Genomic DNA, 17,958 nt, shown 5'->3' with positions numbered 1-17,958 from the left:
GGTTTTGCTCAATGTTTCTCTATTAAAGTTGACATAATGAAAAAACCCATCCCGAAGGATGAGTCTTTTAGCATTATATGGTTATGATGATTATCTATCATTTGGACGATTTTAAAATAAAGACTACTTAGATAAAAGCCATTAGAACAGATATTCCAAACCGCCACCAATGGCGAAGACCCTGATATCTGCGACAGAGTTGGTAGGATCTAAAGGACTGGTATAATCGGCTGAGTTTTGACCAACATAAGCGTGAGCGATCACATTATCTTTCAACTCGTACTCACCGCCCAATACAATCTGATTCGAGTCATTATTACTGATACCGTTTAGGTTGTCTGTCTTATTGTATTGAAGATAAACAGAAGCTGGGTGAGCAAAGTTCTCTAATGCCATTTTGCCACTGACTATCAGGCCTTTTTCTTTATCAGAGCCTGCAAAGTCATAGTTAGCTTGCTGATATACCGCCCCTAAAGTTAAGGGAGTGGATATATCTATATATTTATCTAAATCGACGGTTACCGTACTGCGAAAGGCATCGCCGCCATAATTTATAAGACCTTCAGCATTATCATCAGTGACAAAGTCTAAGGTATTAATACTACCACTCGCCTCAATATCTTTACTATAAGCAAGAGCGGCTGTATAGCCTGTTCCTTTATCTAGCTTCACCGCCGCTCCATAGCCATCTTTACTGTCATCGTCATCATCAAGACTTTCATCAGCTGCATACTGTAGTACCAATTCCAGACCATTATATTCGGGTGCAATCCACAACGCTGAGTTATTTTGGCGTGTATAATCAAGCATATTCAATGCAGCAACACCGCCATTATCATTAAGCGTTCTTTTACCTAAATTATCCCAGTAAGCTCTATTGAATATAGGACCATACAAATAGCTAAAGACCGATGAGTTGCGACCAAAACGGAACTCGCCATAGGCTGGATTCTTTAAACCCAAGTAAGTATCACGACTTGTAAAAGTATGACTGTCATCGCCATCGATCTCGACTTCGTACTCTAGTTGATACACGACATCATTGTTAGCAGTGATAGCTTCAGAGCCTCTAAAACCCAATCTTGATGAGTGCGAGCCGACTTCTAATAAATTCCTGCTAGGTTCTTTAGAGTTATAATTGTTATTAATATTGTCAGCCTTAGCGCTGACATAATCAGCAGACACAAATACTTTGCCATAGAGCTCTGGTGCGGCTTGAGCAGTAGGTACAGACATAGTTAAAACGGCTGGAATTAAGAGGAGTTTTTTCATAGTAGATATCTACTCTAATACTTGATGATTACATAAGCGGGTTATTAACCGCATTATAGTCTACTCAAGGAACCACACAAAACCTAGAATGGCCTTGCGTTTTTACGTTTTTTCTGTCTGTTCTAAAACAAAATCAACACAACAAAAAAACTCACCCCGAAGGATGAGTTTTTTAGAAGCAAATTCTAGTTGTTACTAGAATAAGTATTCTAGACCAGTACCTACTACGACTACATCGCCATCACCATTCACACTATTACCATCGACATCCATAAGTGAGACATTGTCAGCGCTGTTCACACCAGCATAGGCATGTGCAATGATATTATCTTTATACATGTACTTGCCACCAACAACGATCTGATCAGAATCAGCATTATCAACGCCATTTAAGTTGTCAGTTTTATTGTACTGTGTGTATACAGACACTGGACGAGCAAAGTTAGTTAAGCCCATTTGAGCACTAATAACTAAACCTTTCTCGTCTTTATCGCCATCATCATAATCCCCTACTTGATATAGCGCACCTAACTGTACTGGATAAGCCATGTACTTACCTAGATCTACAGTAGCAGTACCGCGAATGATGTCGCCTACAATGTTTTGGTCCTTGTCATAAGCGATACCAGCAGTGAAGCCAGTACCTTGATCAAATAGCGCTGCTACACCAAAACCCTCGTTATTATTGCCATTTACATCGTCAGAGCTGTACATAGCAGACAGTTGTACTGGTAGACCATCATACTTTGGTGCAGTCCAGATAACTGAACTGTTGATACGATTACTATCCGCCATGTTTAATGCTTCAACAACCTCACTTTCATTTCTAGTTTGACCTAGGTTATCCCAGTAACCTTGGTTCACTACAACGTTGTCAATACGCGCTAGGCTAGATTGGTTTTTACCAACACGGAACTCACCAAATTGCTTGTTTACCACACCAAGATACGTATCGCGGTTAGTGAAGGTAGCATTATCGCCATCAATACTTGTGCCATACTCTAACCGATAGATCACATCAGTATTAGCTGTCATGGCTTCAGAACCTTTAAGACCAATACGTGAAGCATGAGAGTTAATCTCTAACGTATCTTCGTCGTACATGTTACCAGAAGGACCATCAAACTCAGCGTTCTCATAGTCAGCTGCTAAAAAAGCTTTACCGTATAGAGTTGGTGCTGCATTGGCTGCAGATACAGATAAAGCAGCAACGGCTGAAGCTAAAAGTAGTTTTTTCATGGGTGTATCTCCACTTTACAATTTTAGTAATGAGCGAGCTGTTATTAGCTAGTGCTCACAATGGTATCGTCACAAATCCTCAAAGATATAATGTGTAACTGGCTACCGAGATTAGTCAGAAACAAGTGTGGCGAAGTTCTATTACCGTAAGATGAAAAAAACCATGACTTACATAACTGATACTGACCGCGTAACCATTATGTAAACTTAGGTCTTTAACGCTCTAGTGCGTAACATCCGTTACCAAACTCATACTTCGCCTACAAGCATAACAACTCTGACATAATTTGCAACATCTTTTTTACTGCTTAATCACAGAATGTTGCTCAAATATTTATAAGACAAAATTCGAGAACTATTTAGCAATTAGAAATGAATACCCATAAAAAAAACCACCAGCCTTTGAAAAGACTAGTGGTCATGCTTATAACCATGATTAGCAAAGCTACTTATTGATAGCGTAATAAAATCTAGAAACCCCTCAAAACATCCTAAAAAATATTTTCAATTTTTATAAAAATAGTGAGTATTTTGATAAAGAATGTTCCGTTATAGGGTCAATAATGGCTCATTTGGCTACTTAATCAGCTTATACGTTGGCTTTTAAGTCCAAACGGGCTTGATGTAATAGTGGTTCAGTATAGCCACTTGGCTGCTCGCGTCCCTTGAATACAAGATCACAGGCGGCTTTAAACGCATACGAATGCTCAAAGTCAGACGCCATTGGCTGATAATCTGGGTCAGCTGCGTTTTGCTCATCCACGACTTTTGCCATGCGTTTCATCGCATCCATGACCTGCTCTTCACTAACGACGTTATGGTGTAACCAGTTGGTGATGTGTTGACTTGAGATACGTAAAGTAGCGCGATCTTCCATCAAGCCGACATCGTTGATATCTGGCACTTTAGAGCACCCAACCCCTTGGTTTACCCAGCGCACGACATATCCTAAGATACCTTGAGCATTGTTCTCAAGCTCTTGTTGCTTCTCTTCCTCTGTCCAGTTGGTATCTTTTGCCAATGGAATGGTCAAGATATCATCTAAGCTTGCACGCTGGCGTGATTTTAGACTGTCTTGGACATCAGCGACGTTTACTTGATGATAGTGCATGCTATGCAAGGTTGCGCCAGTTGGAGATGGCACCCATGCAGTATTGGCACCCGCTTTTGGGTGCGCAGCTTTGGTATCCATCATCTCTTTCATCTCGTCAGGCTTCGCCCACATGCCTTTACCAATCTGAGCATGACCTTGCAAACCAGTCTCTAGTCCGATATCAACGTTCCACTGCTCATAGGCTGGTTGCCATGCTTGCGACTTCATCTCACCTTTGGGTACAAATGCTCCAGCATTCATGCTGGTATGCATCTCATCGCCAGTACGATCTAAAAAGCCTGTGTTAATAAAGATGACGCGCTCTTTTGCTTGACGGATGGCTTCTTTTAGGTTGACCGTCATGCGGCGCTCTTCATCCATAATACCGATTTTGAGCGTATTGCGCTCTAAGCCCAACAAGTCTTCTGAGGCGTTAAATAAGTCATTGGCCATTTTGACTTCTTCAGGACCATGCATTTTTGGTTTGACGATATACATTGAGCCTGTGCGAGAGTTCGACAGCTCATTTCTTCCCTCTATGTCATTTAAAGACAATAACGGCGTGATTAAACCATCCATTAACCCTTCAAATATCTCTTCAGGCCCATCACCTAAGTCGACTAAAATGGCAGGGTTTTGCATCAAGTGACCGACATTACGAATGAGTAGCAGTGAGCGACCAGGTAGGATCAGCTTACCGCCATCTGGGGTGTTGTATTCACGATCTGGGTTTTGTTTACGCGTACGAGTCTTGCCGCCTTTTTCAAAGGTCTCTTGCAAGTTGCCATTCATAAGGCCAAACCAATTGCGATATACTTCAACCTTTTCTTCTGCATCGACAGCAGCGATGGAGTCTTCGCAATCTTGAATAGCGGTAATGGCAGACTCTAGCAGTACGTCTTTAATATTTGCAGGATCGTCTTTGCCTACTGGATGACTCCCATCAATCTGAATTTCAACGTGTAGATTATTATTCTTTAACAAGATACCCGTTGGGCTATCAGCCTCGCCAACATAACCGACAAACTTAGCTGGATCTTGTAGTTGCGTACTGCCCTCGCCTAGCGTAACTTCAAGATTGCCATCGACTACTTTAAAGCCTGTAGCATCGCTGTAAGAGCCTGATGCCAATGCAAAATTGTCATCTAAGAAGTTTTTGGCATAAGCGACGACCGCAGCACCGCGAGTAGGATTGTAACCACCTGTTGCTTCTTGACCATTGTCGTCACTAATCACATCAGTGCCATATAACGCATCATAGAGACTGCCCCAACGTGCGTTGGTAGCATTTAGGGCATAACGAGCGTTACGTACAGGTACGACCAGCTGTGGTCCTGCGATATGAGCTATCTCATCATCGACATTTTGGGTACTTACTTTAAAGTCCTCGCCTTCTGGTAATAAGTAGCCAATCTCTTTTAAAAAATCTTTATAAGTAGGATAGTCAACCTCACCGTCTTTGGCAGGATGGTCTAAATGCCACTGATCAATCTGACTTTGCATTTTATCGCGGATAGCCAGTAGCTCTTTATTGCGCGGAGTAAACTCTTTGACAACCTTTTCAAAACCTGACCAATAACTATCCGAATCAACGCCAACTTTAGGCAGTACTTCGTTTTCAATGAAGTTATACATTTGCTGGTCAATTGCGAGAATGCCTTTTTGGATACGATTAGAGTGAGAAGTCTGGTTCATAGTGGTGTCCTTATCTGTTGATGATAGAATTCAATGGTGGTTTATTATAATAGCGGTTACGCTTGGGAGATGTTTAGCACCCAGTATTCAATCCAAATTTGAATAGAGTGCCAAGCAATTGTTGTAGAGCTTGATGTAAACTATATAGATGAGACGATCAATATCTGATAACAGTTAAGACAGCACTACCTATACAGTTGTGGTACTGACAGTATGTATTACAACATCGTTGATGGTTGTCATACTGACGATTGATATTAGAATAAAATGCCTCTAAAACGAAATATTATCCTACTATCAAATAACGAAATAAACAACAGCGAGACATTCATCAAATAAATGTTTAAGCTGTATAAAAATGATAACGTAGAATCCATAAGCTTTTGAAGCTATAACAGATACTACTCAACGAAATGACTTAAGGGTAAGTATAAACTGTAAGCAATGATTACAGAGTGGAATATTATCAGCAGTGGCTTTAGCAGTTTCCCACTATTTACATGATTGGTTAATGATTCATGTAATGACAGCCTACTGTTATACTGTATGCGCCCACAGATTGAACTGTCTGTTTTTTATTCATTTTGCTCACTATTAGTGTTGACAATATCAGTGCTAACTAGATGGGTGCTAACTCCAGCCAGTTCGAAATAAAATCGTTACGTTAATAGCCAGTAGTAGAGAACCTCATGAGTGATGTAATAAATAATATAAACGATAATACTTTTCAAGACAACAACCGTCAAAACGACGACAGTATTGATATTACCCAATTACGGACACCTATTAAGGTAGACATGTCTCCTATCTACGAATTCTTGGGTAGTCGAACCACACAAACTTGGGTAGACGCTGCTATTGCTAACTTACCACTAATCATCCAAGACCATGCCAATTGTGAAAAGAAAGCGGCAGGGACTGCGATGAATCTACTGTTTCGTTACGAGTTTTCTTATGATTTACAGCGTAAACTGGCCCAGCTGATACGCGAGGAGATGCTCCACTATGAACAAGTACTTGGCATCATGAACGAGCGCGGTCAAGATTGGACGTATCTTAGTGCTGGTCGTTATGCAAAAGGTATGTTAAAGCATAAACGTACTTATGAGCCAGCTGCTATGGTAGATGTTCTCATTATCGGTGCCTTTATAGAAGCACGCTCTTGTGAGCGTTTTGCAGCTCTTGCAGAGGTCATTGATGATGAGCGCTTAGCCAAATATTATCGTTACTTACTCAAGTCAGAAAGTCGCCATTTTAAGGATTATCTAGCACTCGCTCAGTCATTATGTGATGACAATATCGATGATCGTGTGGCACTATTTAAAGAAGTAGAAGCAAAGCTAATATCCAGTCCAGATAGTGAGCTGCGCTTTCACAGCGGTACACCAATGTAGGGACGATTTATAATATATAGTCTCATAATAATAGAAGATACTACTACTGACTAAGGTTTTTTACGTAGTCAGTGGTAGTACCTTTCAGTTATAGTACCTTTGCCTTTTATGGTGACATGACTTTTATAACATCACGTTAGCTGTATGCGGCAAATCGTTCGCCTTTACTTTACTTTCTAACCTTTACGATTTACACAGGTACTCGCTACTTATCATCTTCCATAAGTGGACTATCGTATTGCTTGACATCTTTTGCGATATTATGCGGATCATGATCATCGCTTTTGCGTTCGGCGGCGGCTGGGTTCGCTTTTTGCAAAGCATCATCAGGCACAATACCGTTATTATCATCTGCGTCTTTTAATTCATAGTCTTTATCAACATTGTTGTTTTTATTAACACTGTTGTCTTGTGGCGTACTCATCAGCTTTCCTTATTATTATAGTGACCAGTTAAATTAAATACAGACCATTTTATACAGGACTTATAAAGAAAATACACGGTGTCACTTACTAACGAATTGAATTCTTTTCGTCTGGATTTAAAGTACGTGATTGGGCATTGGCAACACTAGCATAGCGATTTGTATCAGTAATCTCTTCGCTTTTGGGCGCTGAACTACCAACGGTTTCTTCGTTGATGTCATCATCAAACGCTGTACCGCCTTCTTGATCGCGGCGATCAGGCTGACGTGCTGGATTATCACCATCATTTACATGCTCTGAGTCAACCACTTCATCATTGAAGGTATCAGTCCCTTTATTAACTGAGGTATTGGCCTCAATTTCATCACGACTGTCATGAAAATCTTCTTTATCGGTCGTGGCTGACTTTTCCGACAATGGCGGATTGCTCACATCATCACGTTCTAAGTTGTTACGCTCTAGATTATTGCGTTCTAAATCGTTACTGCGTAAGTCCTTTTTGTCTACACCGCTATCTACACTATCGTCTATAATAGGCGTCTTGGTCAGGGCAGGATCTTTAGTTTGCATGAATATTTCCTTATCTTTTTATTATAAAGTTATTGAATTGGTCGAGGAATGATTAAAAGCTTATAGAGTCCTATGGGTTGTTCTTTTGACTTAAGTCATGAGCATTTAGATCAGCGACATTTTTGCCTCCTGGAGGCAGATCCTCTTCCTTACGGGGATCAACAAACACTTCATCTGTTTCTTGAGATGTCTGCTCTGGCCCATCTATATTTGGCTCATACTTACGACCTTCATAACTGTCTTTAGGGTTCTCTGGGCGCGCGGACGCAGGATCATCCATTGGCACGGCTTCTTCATTATTTGGACGAGTATTGTCTGGCATAGCATGTTCCTCGCGTTTATAGTCTAATATGGTCTGAAAGTTTCTTTAAGATACTGAGGTTATACCTTAATACGGTTATAACTCTAAATATAAGTTATTTGTCTGTACGCAGATTTTCTTCAATGAAAGGCGTCTGCTCTTTCTCGCTTAGATCTTCGGCAGTATTAGTCTGATTGGTATTGTTTAGGTTTTTATCAATCTGTTGGCTATCTACTTGTTCTGCAGCTTTTTTGACATCTGAAACGTCGTTATTTGTATCACTCATAGTAAGTTCCCACCTTTCTTTATTATCTGTCATCGGTTTATAAAATTGTCTTTATTATTTAAATCTACAACAATTATATGTGCCAAGTAATTGATAGCACTAGTGTACTGCCGTATCAATATGTGAATAAATGTGATGTTAAAAGACAGTTTGTAACCTTAGACAGCGGACGATTGATAACAGTCGGCTACTTATATTTTTTGTATGTCTTATGCAATTTGGCAGAACTCACGACACGCGCTAACAAAATTTGCTACCATATATTTTTAAAAACCACGTATCTTTAAAAAAGTGACTCATCGTTTATTGTCTAGGTAATCAAATTATGGCCAAAAATGCCCTACAAGCTCAACTTTTAAAAGCTGGCTTGGTTGATAGCAAAAAAGCTAAAAAGTTAAACAAACAGTCTCAACATGCCAAACGTACTGGTGACTCATCAAATGTTGAGGCCAAAAAGGCTCTGGCAGAAGCACAGGCAAAAAAGGTAGAAAAGGATCAGAAGCTCAATCAAGAAAAACAGCAAATCTTAGAACAAAAAACGCTAAAAGCTAATATCATTCAAATGATCAAACAGCATCAGATTAAAGAGACACTCACGGGTACAGAAAGTGATGTTAGCTATCAATTCGTTGATCAGTCTAAAATAAAAAAGATCCATATCACTCCAAAACTGTATGATCAGGTAGTGGCTGGTCATGTGGTTATTGCGCGACTAGAAGAGGGATATGCGCTACTTCCCCGCCCGTTAGCAGATCGTATAGATGCCAAGTTAGAAGGGTTTATCGTCGTGTCCAACGACAAGTCAGACACTGAGATAGATGATGAGGATCCTTATGCAGCCTATGTGATCCCAGATGATCTGATGTGGTAGGGATTGTTAGGTTTTTTCACCAACGTGATTGATGGTTTTTAATAAATGCTCTTGGGCAATATGTAGTGGCTCGCCCGCTGCTGGCTGCACCTGCTCCCAACACCCATTACCATCGAGCGTCCATGCTTGTACATTGTCTTGTAGATAGCTTTGTAAACCATCTTGATAAATTTGAGCAAATATCTTTTTGTCTTCAATTGGGAACGCAACTTCGACCCGGTGGAATAAGTTGCGATCCATCCAGTCAGCACTGCCACAATATATCCGTTCATCACCAGCATTGTAAAAGTAGTAGATACGAGTATGCTCTAAAAAGCGACCGATGACTGAGCGCACTGTGATATTTTCAGACAGTCCTTGTACTTGTGGACGTAAGCAGCACATAGACCGTAAGATCAGCTCAATCTTAACCCCTGCTTGCGAAGCGTCGTATAACTTACCTATTAGACGACGTTCGGTCAGAGCATTGGCTTTCACAATGATATGAGCGCGCTTGCCTGCTTTGGCATGAGTGATTTCATCATCAATAAAGCTCATCAACTTTTCATGTAAAGTAAAAGGGGCATGTAACAGTTTTTTGAGATTGGCAGGCTTGCCCATCCCCGTTAGCTCCTGAAATATTTTGTGCACATCTTCTGAGATATCAGCGTCAGCGGTAAACAAACCGTAGTCCGTATACACCTTGGCATTGGCTGCATGGTAGTTACCTGTCCCTAGATGCACATAACGACGGATTTTGTCATCTTCACGGCGTATGATAAGCATCAGCTTGGCATGGGTTTTGTAACCGACGATACCATAGACCACGACCGCCCCTGCTTCTTGCAAATAATTGGCAACCGCAATGTTAGACGCTTCATCAAAACGTGCACGTAACTCAATAATGGCGGTAACTTCCTTACCATTACGGGCGGCAGCGGCAAGGGCTTGTACAATCTCTGAATTGGTACCTGAACGATACAAAGTCTGTTTAATCGCTAAGACTTTTGGATCGTTAGCAGCTTGCCATAATAAGTTCACCACAGGTGAGAATGCATGAAAAGGATGATGCACTAGGACATCACTTTTACGCATGGCAGCGAACATACTCGTCGCCTTTTCAAGTTTGTCGGCCTCCCTACGAAAAGCTTTTGGCACAACATGGGTAAACGGCTGATAACGCAGCGCTGGAATATTAAAATCAAAGAGCAGACGCGTTAGGTTTACTGGACCATTGACGCGATACAATTGATTGTCATGTAACTCAAATTCATTGAGCAAATAGTCACTGATGGGCGTTGGACAATCGGTGGTGACTTCAAGCCGTACTTTATCGCCAAAACGGCGGTTTTCAAGCTCACCCTCGAGCGCTTTAGCGATATCTTCGACATCCTCTGCCAAGTCCAGATCTGCATTGCGCGTCAGTCGAAACTGATGACAGCCTGTCACATTCATCCCAGGAAATAGCTCACCAATATGCTCATGAATGACAGCAGAGAGCATGACATGATGCTCTTTACCGCCCGTCAATTCATCAGGCAGGCGAATGACGCGCGGCAGACTACGCGGCGCAGGCACAATGGCTAGGTTGATATCGCGACCAAAGGCATCTTTGCCTTCTAACGTTGCGATAAAGTTTAGGCTCTTATTAACCAAGCGCGGGAATGGATGGGCAGGATCAATACTAATAGGCGTTAGTACTGGCGATACTTGCTCCGTAAAATAACGCTTCATCCATGCTGACTGATCAGCATTTAATTCATCGCGTTTTAGATAACGGATATCTTCTTTGGCGAGGGCTGGTAGGATGTCTTCATTGAGAATACGATACTGCTCATCTATGGCTTCGTGCGCAATGGCTGATATCTCATTCAATACCTCGCTAGGACGCATGCCATGAGCGCTCGTTGAGACATCACCGATATTAAGCTTTTGCATGATACCTGCGACACGAATCTCAAAAAACTCATCGATGTTTGATGAAAAAATAATCAAGAAAAACAAGCGCTCAAGTAATGGATGTCGCGGGCTTGCCGCTTGTGCTAATACCCGTAGATGAAATTGCAATAAAGACAAGTCGCGATTGATATAACTACTGGGTGAGTAGCTGCCGTCTTCTGAGCGTTGCCAAGCTATCTGAGTGAGACTGTGATCTTGTGTTTGATCAGGCTTATCGATATTGTCGCGTTCTGTAGTAACGTTTGATGCATGGTTGGCAGTGCTCATATCGCAGTCCTTTATAGTTATGTATCGTGGCTAAACCTTTATTCCGGTGAGCTTTATCATTGTCAGCAAGCTTCATCATTGATAATCAGACTTTGCTTTTATCAAACTATGCTGCTTGCGGCAAGACAGCATTTTTCATACGTTTTTTGATAATCCGCTGCTTGTTACGCAAACGTCTATCGCCTTGATTGTCTTCATAGTACTTGGGATTGGTCAGCATACTAATCAGTAATGCTGACTCATCACGATTCAGGTTGGCAGCGGATTTATCAAAATAGTGCTGCGCTGCGGCCTCAATACCATAAATACCGTTACCAAACTCTGCCACGTTTAGATACGCGGTCAAAATACGCTGCTTGTCCCATAAGCTTTCCATCATAACAGTGACGATTGCCTCCTCGCCTTTACGAATATAAGAGCGATGCGAGGTCAAAAACAAGTTCTTTGCCAGTTGCTGACTAATCGTTGAGCCACCAGCGGACATCTTGCCTGTCTCTTCATTCTTTTTACGTGCCGCCTCTATACCTTTGAGATCAAAACCATTGTGCTGACTAAATGTTGAGTCTTCGCTGACAATCGCTGCTTGTTTGGCAGATTTGGCAATGTCGTCATACTCTACCCAAGTTTGAGTGACTGTGCCGCCCATGAGTCGATGAGTTAGCATAAACATACTGTTATTGACTGGCTGGGTTTTCCAAATCAATAGCAAACCTGCCACCAGTATATGGAATGCTACCACCAACAACATTAGCGCCAGTAATAATCGTTTGATAAACTTGCCAAAACTTGCCATGCGCAAAGTATCCAAATAATGAGAAATATTAAAAGTTGTCAGTTAATGATTAATAGCAAGCTATCTTACCTAATCTCACAATCGCTGTCATTATCGCTGCCACTTCTTTATGATATAAAAATTGGCAGCCATTCAGTTTTAAGAGTAAAAATATGACTATAGACAATCACAATGATAAAAAAATGATAGCCGATACAGCCGTACCAAAGCTACGCGCGCGTATTACTGCGACTATACCAACTTTGGGTCGTCCTACTATACAAGCTTCGCAACAATGGTGGCTGCTTGGCACCTCTAACTGTCATTTATGTGAAGTGGCAGAACAGCTTATCAAACGCTTACAAGCGGTAGTACCTATCACTTATCAATATGTCGATATTGCAGATTTTGATGAAGACTTAATGATGCAATTTGCAACCGTCATTCCTGTCGTTCTCACACCAACTCAGTGCTTAAACTATCCGTTTTCGGTAATGGATTTGCAGCAACTGCTTTAATCTTACCTTATCTTTATTAAACTACTCTTTTTTATCAAATCACTGTTTAATCTTTATTAAACCGTTTTTTAATTTAAATTTTAAATTTTTTATTATCAACGTCTTAGAAATCAGCCTTCCTGTTATTTCCTGTACTACTCATTTTCTACTAGTAAAATTTTTAAACCTTTGTTATTTTGGCTAAATGGTCAATGTACTAAATTAACTGGATAAAAAATATTTCCTGTTAAGCTCGTAAATCTGACTCTAATACCAGTCTTAAATCTGCTATAAAGCTGATTTTATCAATAAGGATCGTTGATAATGTATACTTTTCTGGCCTTAGCGCCAATTATTGTGGTTTTAGTTCTATTAGTCATCATGCGACTTCCAGCTAAAATATCTATGAGCATTGCCTATTTGGTGACAGCTCTGCTAGCCTTTTTCATTTGGCACGCTAGTGGTGCTCAGGTAGCGGCTGCTACTGTTAATGGGATTATTGTGGCACTTACTATTTTATTCATTGTATTCGCAGCTATTTTACTGCTGAATACGCTGAAAGAAAGCGGCGCTCTTGTCGCCATACGTAAGGGCTTTATGGATATTTCACCTGATAGGCGCGTCCAAGCGATCATTGTGGCATGGTTGTTCTGCTCTTTAGTAGAAGGTTCATCAGGATTCGGAACACCATCTGCAGTGGGTGCTCCGCTGTTGTTGGCTTTAGGCTTTCCAGCGATGGCATCGGTCATGGTTATTCTTATCATTCAATCTACACCCGTATCATTCGGTGCAGTTGGTACGCCTCTACTACTTGGCGTTTGGTCTGGTATTACTGATAAACAAGATTTAGCACAGTCCATTGCTCCTACTACTGCCGAAAATTATTTATTACAGATTACAGCTAACGTAGGCCTTGTACATGCGCTTATTGGGTTTTTGATACCTTTAATTTTAAGTGCTTTTTTGACACGGTTCTTTGGTGAAAAACGCTCCTTCATAGAAGGGCTTAAAGTATGGCCATTTGCCATTTTTGCAGGTCTTTGCTTTACTATTCCTTATTTTTTGGTTGCTAAATTTCTAGGGCCTGAGTTCCCTTCACTCGTTGGCGGTTTCATTGGGTTGTTAATTGTACTTCCCGCTGCTAAGCGTGGTTTTTTGATGCCTAAAGATACTTTTGATTTTGCCCCTCGCGCAAAATGGGACAAAGACTGGCTGGGTACTTTAGACGAGGTAAAATATGCTGATTCAGCAACCCCAAAGTTCTCTTTAATTCGTGCATTTTCGCCCTATTTCATTGTGATTGCCTTATTGGTCATAACTCGAGTGATTGCACCACTCAAAGCTTTTCTGGTAGGGGATTTAACAACCATTAGCCTTACTAATCTTTTTGGTACAACAATCTCTAGTAAGATACAGCTCGCCTATTCTCCTGGTAGCATTCTAATTATTACTTCTTTATTATGTATTTTACTGTTCAAAATGAATAGCCAAGCGGTAAAGCGCAGTTGGAGTAACTCGGCAAAGACCATGGTTGCTGCCGCACCAGCTTTGCTATTCTCGGTGCCTATGGTACAAGTATTCATTAATTCAGGCTCAGCCGCTGAAGTCGCTACTGCGCTACCTCCTATGCCAATATTACTGGCTGAAAGTGCTGCCGATGCTTTTCAAAATGCGTGGCCGCTAGTGTCTCCATGGATTGGGGCAATGGGTGCTTTCATCGCCGGTTCAAATACTATTAGCAATATGATGTTTTCATATTTTCAATGGTCAACAGCCAATCAGATCGGACTCAATAGCGACCTTGCAGCACAAGTAATAGCCTTGCAAGCTGTGGGTGGTGCGGCTGGTAACATGATTTCGGTGCATAATGTGGTAGCTGCTTGCGCAGTAGTCGGCTTGGTGGATAAAGAAGGCTATGTGATTCGCAAAACACTGCTAGCGATGATTTATTATGTCGTGCAAGCAGGTTTGATCGGTATGGCTATCATCTTCGGTCAAATATGGTGGTGGGCTTTAGCCGTTCTCTGGCCTATAACATTCTTTGGACTGATGTCTTTTGGTGGCAAATTTTTCCGTAGAAAACTGAATGGACGATAATCAGGCAAGCTGACGCTATTAAACTAGATCTAGTAGCGTTAGGTTAAGGTTGCCTTCTAGTTAAAACATAACAGCAATAAGAGATAAACCTATGAAAGACTTGAGTAAAGTTACCGAAATCGAAGATCTACGCCGTGTTGCCGAGCGCAAAATACCGCGTATGTTTTACGATTATGTCGATTCAGGCTCATGGACTGAAACCACTTACCGTAATAATGAGACGGACTTTGATCGTATTAAGTTACGCCAGCGGGTATTGGTAAATATGGACAATCGTAGCCTTGCGACGCAGATGATTGGCGAACAAGTCAAAATGCCAGTTGCGATTGCACCAACTGGTTTTACTGGCATGATGTGGGCGGACGGCGAGATTCATGCGGCGCGGGCAGCAGAGAAATTTGGCGTGCCTTTTTCACTATCAACCATGAGTATCTGCTCTATTGAGGATGTTGCTGAAAATACCAGCGCACCGTTTTGGTTTCAGCTCTATGTCATGCGCGATCAGGAATTTATGGCCAATCTTATCCGCCGTGCCAAAGCGGCAAATTGTTCCGCGCTCATTTTGACAGCTGATCTGCAAGTACTTGGTCAACGTCATAAGGATATCAAAAACGGTCTATCCGCGCCGCCAAAACCGACCCTCGCCAATATTCTGAACCTGATGACCAAGCCCGAATGGTGTTTAAATATGCTGGGTACCAAACGTCGTACGTTTGGCAATATCGTCGGTCATGCCAAAAACGTTGAAGATATCTCATCATTATCAGCATGGACAGCAGAACAGTTCGACCCGCGTTTGAGCTGGGATGATGTCGCACGTATCAAAGATGCATGGGGCGGCAAGCTGATTATAAAAGGTATTATGGAGCCTGAAGATGCTATCTTGGCTGCCCGTAGTGGTGCGGATGCATTGGTGGTCTCAAACCATGGTGGCCGTCAGTTAGATGGTGCGCCCTCCTCAATCTCTGCTTTGAGCGATATCGTGCAGGCGGTTCATGCCGAAAATAGTGATATCGAGGTGTGGCTCGATAGTGGTATTCGCTCCGGTCAAGATGTCTTAAAAGCCATCTCTTTAGGTGCAAAAGGCACTATGATTGGGCGAGCTTTCTTATACGGGCTAGGTGCTTATGGTGAAGATGGGGTGCGCCGTGCGCTTGAGATTATCCATAAAGAATGTGATATCAGTATGGCATTCTGTGGTCATACTGATATTAATCAGGTGACGGATGATATTTTAGTCAAAGGGACTTACGAGCAGCTCAAGTCGGCATTACCTTATGTCCCACCAATGCGCTGGTAGATTTTAGTTTTACACAAGTAGATTTATATGCGACAGCTTTGTTTATCTAACCGTTAGCCCTTATACTCTATCTATCATCTTTCACTGATATTTAGCTTTTATGACCATTAAACAACTGTTAAAGACAGCGCCTGTCACCACTTTACTCTTAGTCAGCTTTATTGGACTGTTTATCATGCAAGTGTTAACGGGCGTTGATGCCAATAACCCCTCAACACAAGCTCTGCTAAATTGGGGCGCTAATGCATTACCATTAACCATGGTTGATGATCCGTGGCGGCTGGTAAGTAGTGCGTTTTTGCACATTGGCCTCATGCATTTACTGTTTAATGGGTTTGCCATGTACTTTTTTGGTCAAGTTGCAGAGCCGATGTTTGGCTCGGCCAAGTTTTTGGTGCTATTTTTGCTTTCGGCAATCGGTGGTAATTTACTCAATAACTACGTGACATGGCAAGGTATCTTGGATGGAACAGGACAACCTGGGCTATCAGCTGGCGCCTCTGGGGGTATAATGGGTATCGGTGCTGCGCTCTTGATAGCCGCACTATTTAAAATATCTGTTAACGGCATGGTACTCAATTTAAGAAGCCTGATATTTATTATGGGCATCAATCTTGTATATGGTTTTGCTGTACCGGGGATCGATAACGCCGGTCACATTGGTGGGGCTATTACTGGACTGCTTATCGCCTTTGGGTTTGCGCTTACCCATCGTCAACGTATGACTTCATCAGTGGCACCGATGACACATTTTCATACTTATGAGATGCCTGAATATGGCGATGCCCATGATGCAAATACTGTCTATCCTACTACCGATGAACCCATAAATACTACTAACAATCATGAACCATTTGGCTCTATCTCGCTAGAGACACCTACTAAACCTGCAATGATATGGGAGCTACTTCCATGGCTTGTAATGCTACTGATTAGCATTGGTTTTGTGTGGTGGTGGCAGGATATTCACCAGCAAATATTACAAGTGCTAAAAACCATTGAGTAAACCGTTGTACTTATTTATTATTGCTAGATAGCTCATAAAAGCAGCAGGTTAGTATAGTTTGCCCTACTCGCTTTTTTCTGTCCGATCATTTTCACTCACTGATGAGATTCAATTATGTTCAAAATTGCAGCACTTTCTAATAACACTAAGCAAGTTTTGCTTAGTACTTTAACAGCTACTGCATTACTTAGTGTGGCTAGCTTGTCCAGTGCGGCTCCTTTTAAGAATCTACCTGCCGATCAAGACGCAGAACTAAGCGTTGGGGTCAATGTCATGGCTGTAAAATCAGCTTATGACTTGGACGACAATACCGAAGTACGTGTATTGCCAGGCGTTTTTTATGATAACAATAAGATTTATGCGCGCGGTGCCCAAGCTGGTGCATATATCATCAATGATGGGACCAATCAGCTATCGGCTTATGCACAGCTAGCAGGTATGGAGTTTGACCCTGATGATGCCAATGGTGCGCTTCAAGGTCTTGATAAACGTAAAGCCTCAGCCGCTGCGGGTCTGACTTATCTACGCCGCACTCCTATCGGTGGCTTACGTGGACAAATCGCCACTGACGTCTTAGATCGTAGTGATGGTACATTTGGTCGCCTAACTTACCTTGCTAAATACCGCAAAGATAAACTGACGGTCTATCCAAGTATCGGTATTGAGTGGAATAACGAAGACTATAATGAATATTATTATGGTGTAAGCGATGAAGAATCAGCACGTACTGGAGTTGACTCATACTCACCTGACTCAAGCTTTAACCCCTACATCAATATCAGTGCCAATTATGACTTTAATGAGCGCTGGGCAGGCTTTGCCAATCAAAGCTTAAGCTATCTATCGGATGAGCAATACGACAGCCCAATGGTTGACTCGCGCACTGAGTCCCGTACGACGCTTGGTTTGCTTTATAAGTTTTAGAATTTTGTTTT

General features: G+C 41.8%; 16 protein-coding genes. 7 read left to right on the top strand and 9 right to left on the bottom strand.

What is annotated here, in order from left to right; all coding sequences use genetic code 11:
• Window positions 1–141 precede the first annotated feature (141 nt).
• The 3 genes from BTV98_RS01990 to BTV98_RS01980 form a co-directional block, all read right to left on the bottom strand.
• Window positions 142–1,272: a porin gene (locus BTV98_RS01990; RefSeq protein ID WP_075102801.1), complete on the bottom strand. Its 1,131-nt coding sequence runs from the start codon at window positions 1,270–1,272 to the stop codon at window positions 142–144.
• 195 nt (window positions 1,273–1,467) lie between these two features.
• Window positions 1,468–2,511: a porin gene (locus BTV98_RS01985; RefSeq protein WP_075102800.1), complete on the bottom strand. Its 1,044-nt coding sequence runs from the start codon at window positions 2,509–2,511 to the stop codon at window positions 1,468–1,470.
• 589 nt (window positions 2,512–3,100) lie between these two features.
• A complete protein-coding gene (locus BTV98_RS01980) occupies window positions 3,101–5,299 on the bottom strand; it encodes a malate synthase G (RefSeq protein ID WP_075102799.1) in 2,199 nt (732 codons plus the stop codon).
• A gap of 689 nt (window positions 5,300–5,988) precedes the next feature.
• Between BTV98_RS01980 and BTV98_RS01975 the strand changes: the two genes are divergently transcribed.
• Entirely contained in the window at window positions 5,989–6,693 is a 705-nt protein-coding gene (locus BTV98_RS01975) for a tRNA-(ms[2]io[6]A)-hydroxylase (RefSeq protein ID WP_075102798.1), read from the top strand.
• A gap of 205 nt (window positions 6,694–6,898) precedes the next feature.
• On the opposite strand, the gene BTV98_RS01970 is transcribed toward BTV98_RS01975, so the two are convergent.
• The 4 genes from BTV98_RS01970 to BTV98_RS13605 form a co-directional block, all read right to left on the bottom strand.
• Entirely contained in the window at window positions 6,899–7,117 is a 219-nt protein-coding gene (locus BTV98_RS01970; RefSeq protein ID WP_058369213.1) for a hypothetical protein, read from the bottom strand.
• Window positions 7,118–7,205: 88 nt separating this feature from the next.
• On the bottom strand, window positions 7,206–7,688 hold the full coding sequence (locus BTV98_RS01965) for a hypothetical protein (RefSeq protein ID WP_075102797.1): 483 nt from the start codon (window positions 7,686–7,688) through the stop codon (window positions 7,206–7,208).
• Between the two features lie 70 nt (window positions 7,689–7,758).
• On the bottom strand, window positions 7,759–8,010 hold the full coding sequence (locus BTV98_RS01960) for a hypothetical protein (RefSeq protein WP_058369214.1): 252 nt from the start codon (window positions 8,008–8,010) through the stop codon (window positions 7,759–7,761).
• 94 nt (window positions 8,011–8,104) lie between these two features.
• On the bottom strand, window positions 8,105–8,275 hold the full coding sequence (locus BTV98_RS13605) for a hypothetical protein (RefSeq protein WP_178379339.1): 171 nt from the start codon (window positions 8,273–8,275) through the stop codon (window positions 8,105–8,107).
• A gap of 325 nt (window positions 8,276–8,600) precedes the next feature.
• Here BTV98_RS13605 and BTV98_RS01955 point away from each other — a divergent pair, with 325 nt between their 5' ends.
• Window positions 8,601–9,146: a DUF2058 domain-containing protein gene (locus BTV98_RS01955; protein WP_075102796.1), complete on the top strand. Its 546-nt coding sequence runs from the start codon at window positions 8,601–8,603 to the stop codon at window positions 9,144–9,146.
• A 6-nt stretch (window positions 9,147–9,152) separates the two neighbouring features.
• Here the strand turns inward: BTV98_RS01955 and ppk1 are convergent, their stop codons facing one another.
• Both ppk1 and mtgA read right to left on the bottom strand, forming a co-directional pair.
• Window positions 9,153–11,351: a polyphosphate kinase 1 gene (gene ppk1, locus BTV98_RS01950; protein ID WP_075102795.1), complete on the bottom strand. Its 2,199-nt coding sequence runs from the start codon at window positions 11,349–11,351 to the stop codon at window positions 9,153–9,155.
• A gap of 106 nt (window positions 11,352–11,457) precedes the next feature.
• A complete protein-coding gene (gene mtgA / locus BTV98_RS01945; protein WP_058369216.1) occupies window positions 11,458–12,144 on the bottom strand; it encodes a monofunctional biosynthetic peptidoglycan transglycosylase in 687 nt (228 codons plus the stop codon).
• A gap of 152 nt (window positions 12,145–12,296) precedes the next feature.
• Between mtgA and BTV98_RS01940 the strand changes: the two genes are divergently transcribed.
• The 5 genes from BTV98_RS01940 (at window position 12,297) to BTV98_RS01920 (ending at window position 17,947) form a co-directional block, all read left to right on the top strand.
• Entirely contained in the window at window positions 12,297–12,641 is a 345-nt protein-coding gene (locus BTV98_RS01940; protein WP_227511768.1) for a glutaredoxin family protein, read from the top strand.
• A gap of 303 nt (window positions 12,642–12,944) precedes the next feature.
• Entirely contained in the window at window positions 12,945–14,717 is a 1,773-nt protein-coding gene (locus tag BTV98_RS01935) for an L-lactate permease (protein WP_075102794.1), read from the top strand.
• A 91-nt stretch (window positions 14,718–14,808) separates the two neighbouring features.
• Complete coding sequence (locus BTV98_RS01930) at window positions 14,809–16,017, top strand: alpha-hydroxy acid oxidase (protein WP_075102793.1); 1,209 nt, start codon at window positions 14,809–14,811, stop codon at window positions 16,015–16,017.
• Window positions 16,018–16,117: 100 nt separating this feature from the next.
• Window positions 16,118–17,023 (top strand): rhomboid family intramembrane serine protease, encoded by a 906-nt coding sequence (locus BTV98_RS01925; RefSeq protein WP_075102792.1) that lies wholly within the window; start codon window positions 16,118–16,120, stop codon window positions 17,021–17,023.
• Window positions 17,024–17,137: 114 nt separating this feature from the next.
• A complete protein-coding gene (locus BTV98_RS01920) occupies window positions 17,138–17,947 on the top strand; it encodes a MipA/OmpV family protein (protein WP_075102791.1) in 810 nt (269 codons plus the stop codon).
• The last annotated feature ends 11 nt before the right edge of the window (window positions 17,948–17,958 follow it).

The sequence above is a fragment of the Psychrobacter sp. Cmf 22.2 genome (assembly GCF_001921745.1).
Classification (GTDB): Bacteria; Pseudomonadota; Gammaproteobacteria; order Pseudomonadales; family Moraxellaceae; genus Psychrobacter.
This window is presented reverse-complemented; position numbering and strand designations above follow the sequence as displayed.

Bases quoted from the DNA above. Each gene is read 5' to 3' on its own strand.
- BTV98_RS01990 (WP_075102801.1), bottom strand. From the start codon at position 1,272: ATGAAAAAACTCCTCTTAATTCCAGCCGTTTTAACTATGTCTGTACCT.
- BTV98_RS01985 (WP_075102800.1), bottom strand. From the start codon at position 2,511: ATGAAAAAACTACTTTTAGCTTCAGCCGTTGCTGCTTTATCTGTATCT.
- BTV98_RS01980 (WP_075102799.1), bottom strand. From the start codon at position 5,299: ATGAACCAGACTTCTCACTCTAATCGTATCCAAAAAGGCATTCTCGCA.
- BTV98_RS01975 (WP_075102798.1), top strand. From the start codon at position 5,989: ATGAGTGATGTAATAAATAATATAAACGATAATACTTTTCAAGACAAC.
- BTV98_RS01970 (WP_058369213.1), bottom strand. From the start codon at position 7,117: ATGAGTACGCCACAAGACAACAGTGTTAATAAAAACAACAATGTTGAT.
- BTV98_RS01965 (WP_075102797.1), bottom strand. From the start codon at position 7,688: ATGCAAACTAAAGATCCTGCCCTGACCAAGACGCCTATTATAGACGAT.
- BTV98_RS01960 (WP_058369214.1), bottom strand. From the start codon at position 8,010: ATGCCAGACAATACTCGTCCAAATAATGAAGAAGCCGTGCCAATGGAT.
- BTV98_RS13605 (WP_178379339.1), bottom strand. From the start codon at position 8,275: ATGAGTGATACAAATAACGACGTTTCAGATGTCAAAAAAGCTGCAGAA.
- BTV98_RS01955 (WP_075102796.1), top strand. From the start codon at position 8,601: ATGGCCAAAAATGCCCTACAAGCTCAACTTTTAAAAGCTGGCTTGGTT.
- ppk1 (WP_075102795.1), bottom strand. From the start codon at position 11,351: ATGAGCACTGCCAACCATGCATCAAACGTTACTACAGAACGCGACAAT.
- mtgA (WP_058369216.1), bottom strand. From the start codon at position 12,144: ATGGCAAGTTTTGGCAAGTTTATCAAACGATTATTACTGGCGCTAATG.
- BTV98_RS01940 (WP_227511768.1), top strand. From the start codon at position 12,297: ATGACTATAGACAATCACAATGATAAAAAAATGATAGCCGATACAGCC.
- BTV98_RS01935 (WP_075102794.1), top strand. From the start codon at position 12,945: ATGTATACTTTTCTGGCCTTAGCGCCAATTATTGTGGTTTTAGTTCTA.
- BTV98_RS01930 (WP_075102793.1), top strand. From the start codon at position 14,809: ATGAAAGACTTGAGTAAAGTTACCGAAATCGAAGATCTACGCCGTGTT.
- BTV98_RS01925 (WP_075102792.1), top strand. From the start codon at position 16,118: ATGACCATTAAACAACTGTTAAAGACAGCGCCTGTCACCACTTTACTC.
- BTV98_RS01920 (WP_075102791.1), top strand. From the start codon at position 17,138: ATGTTCAAAATTGCAGCACTTTCTAATAACACTAAGCAAGTTTTGCTT.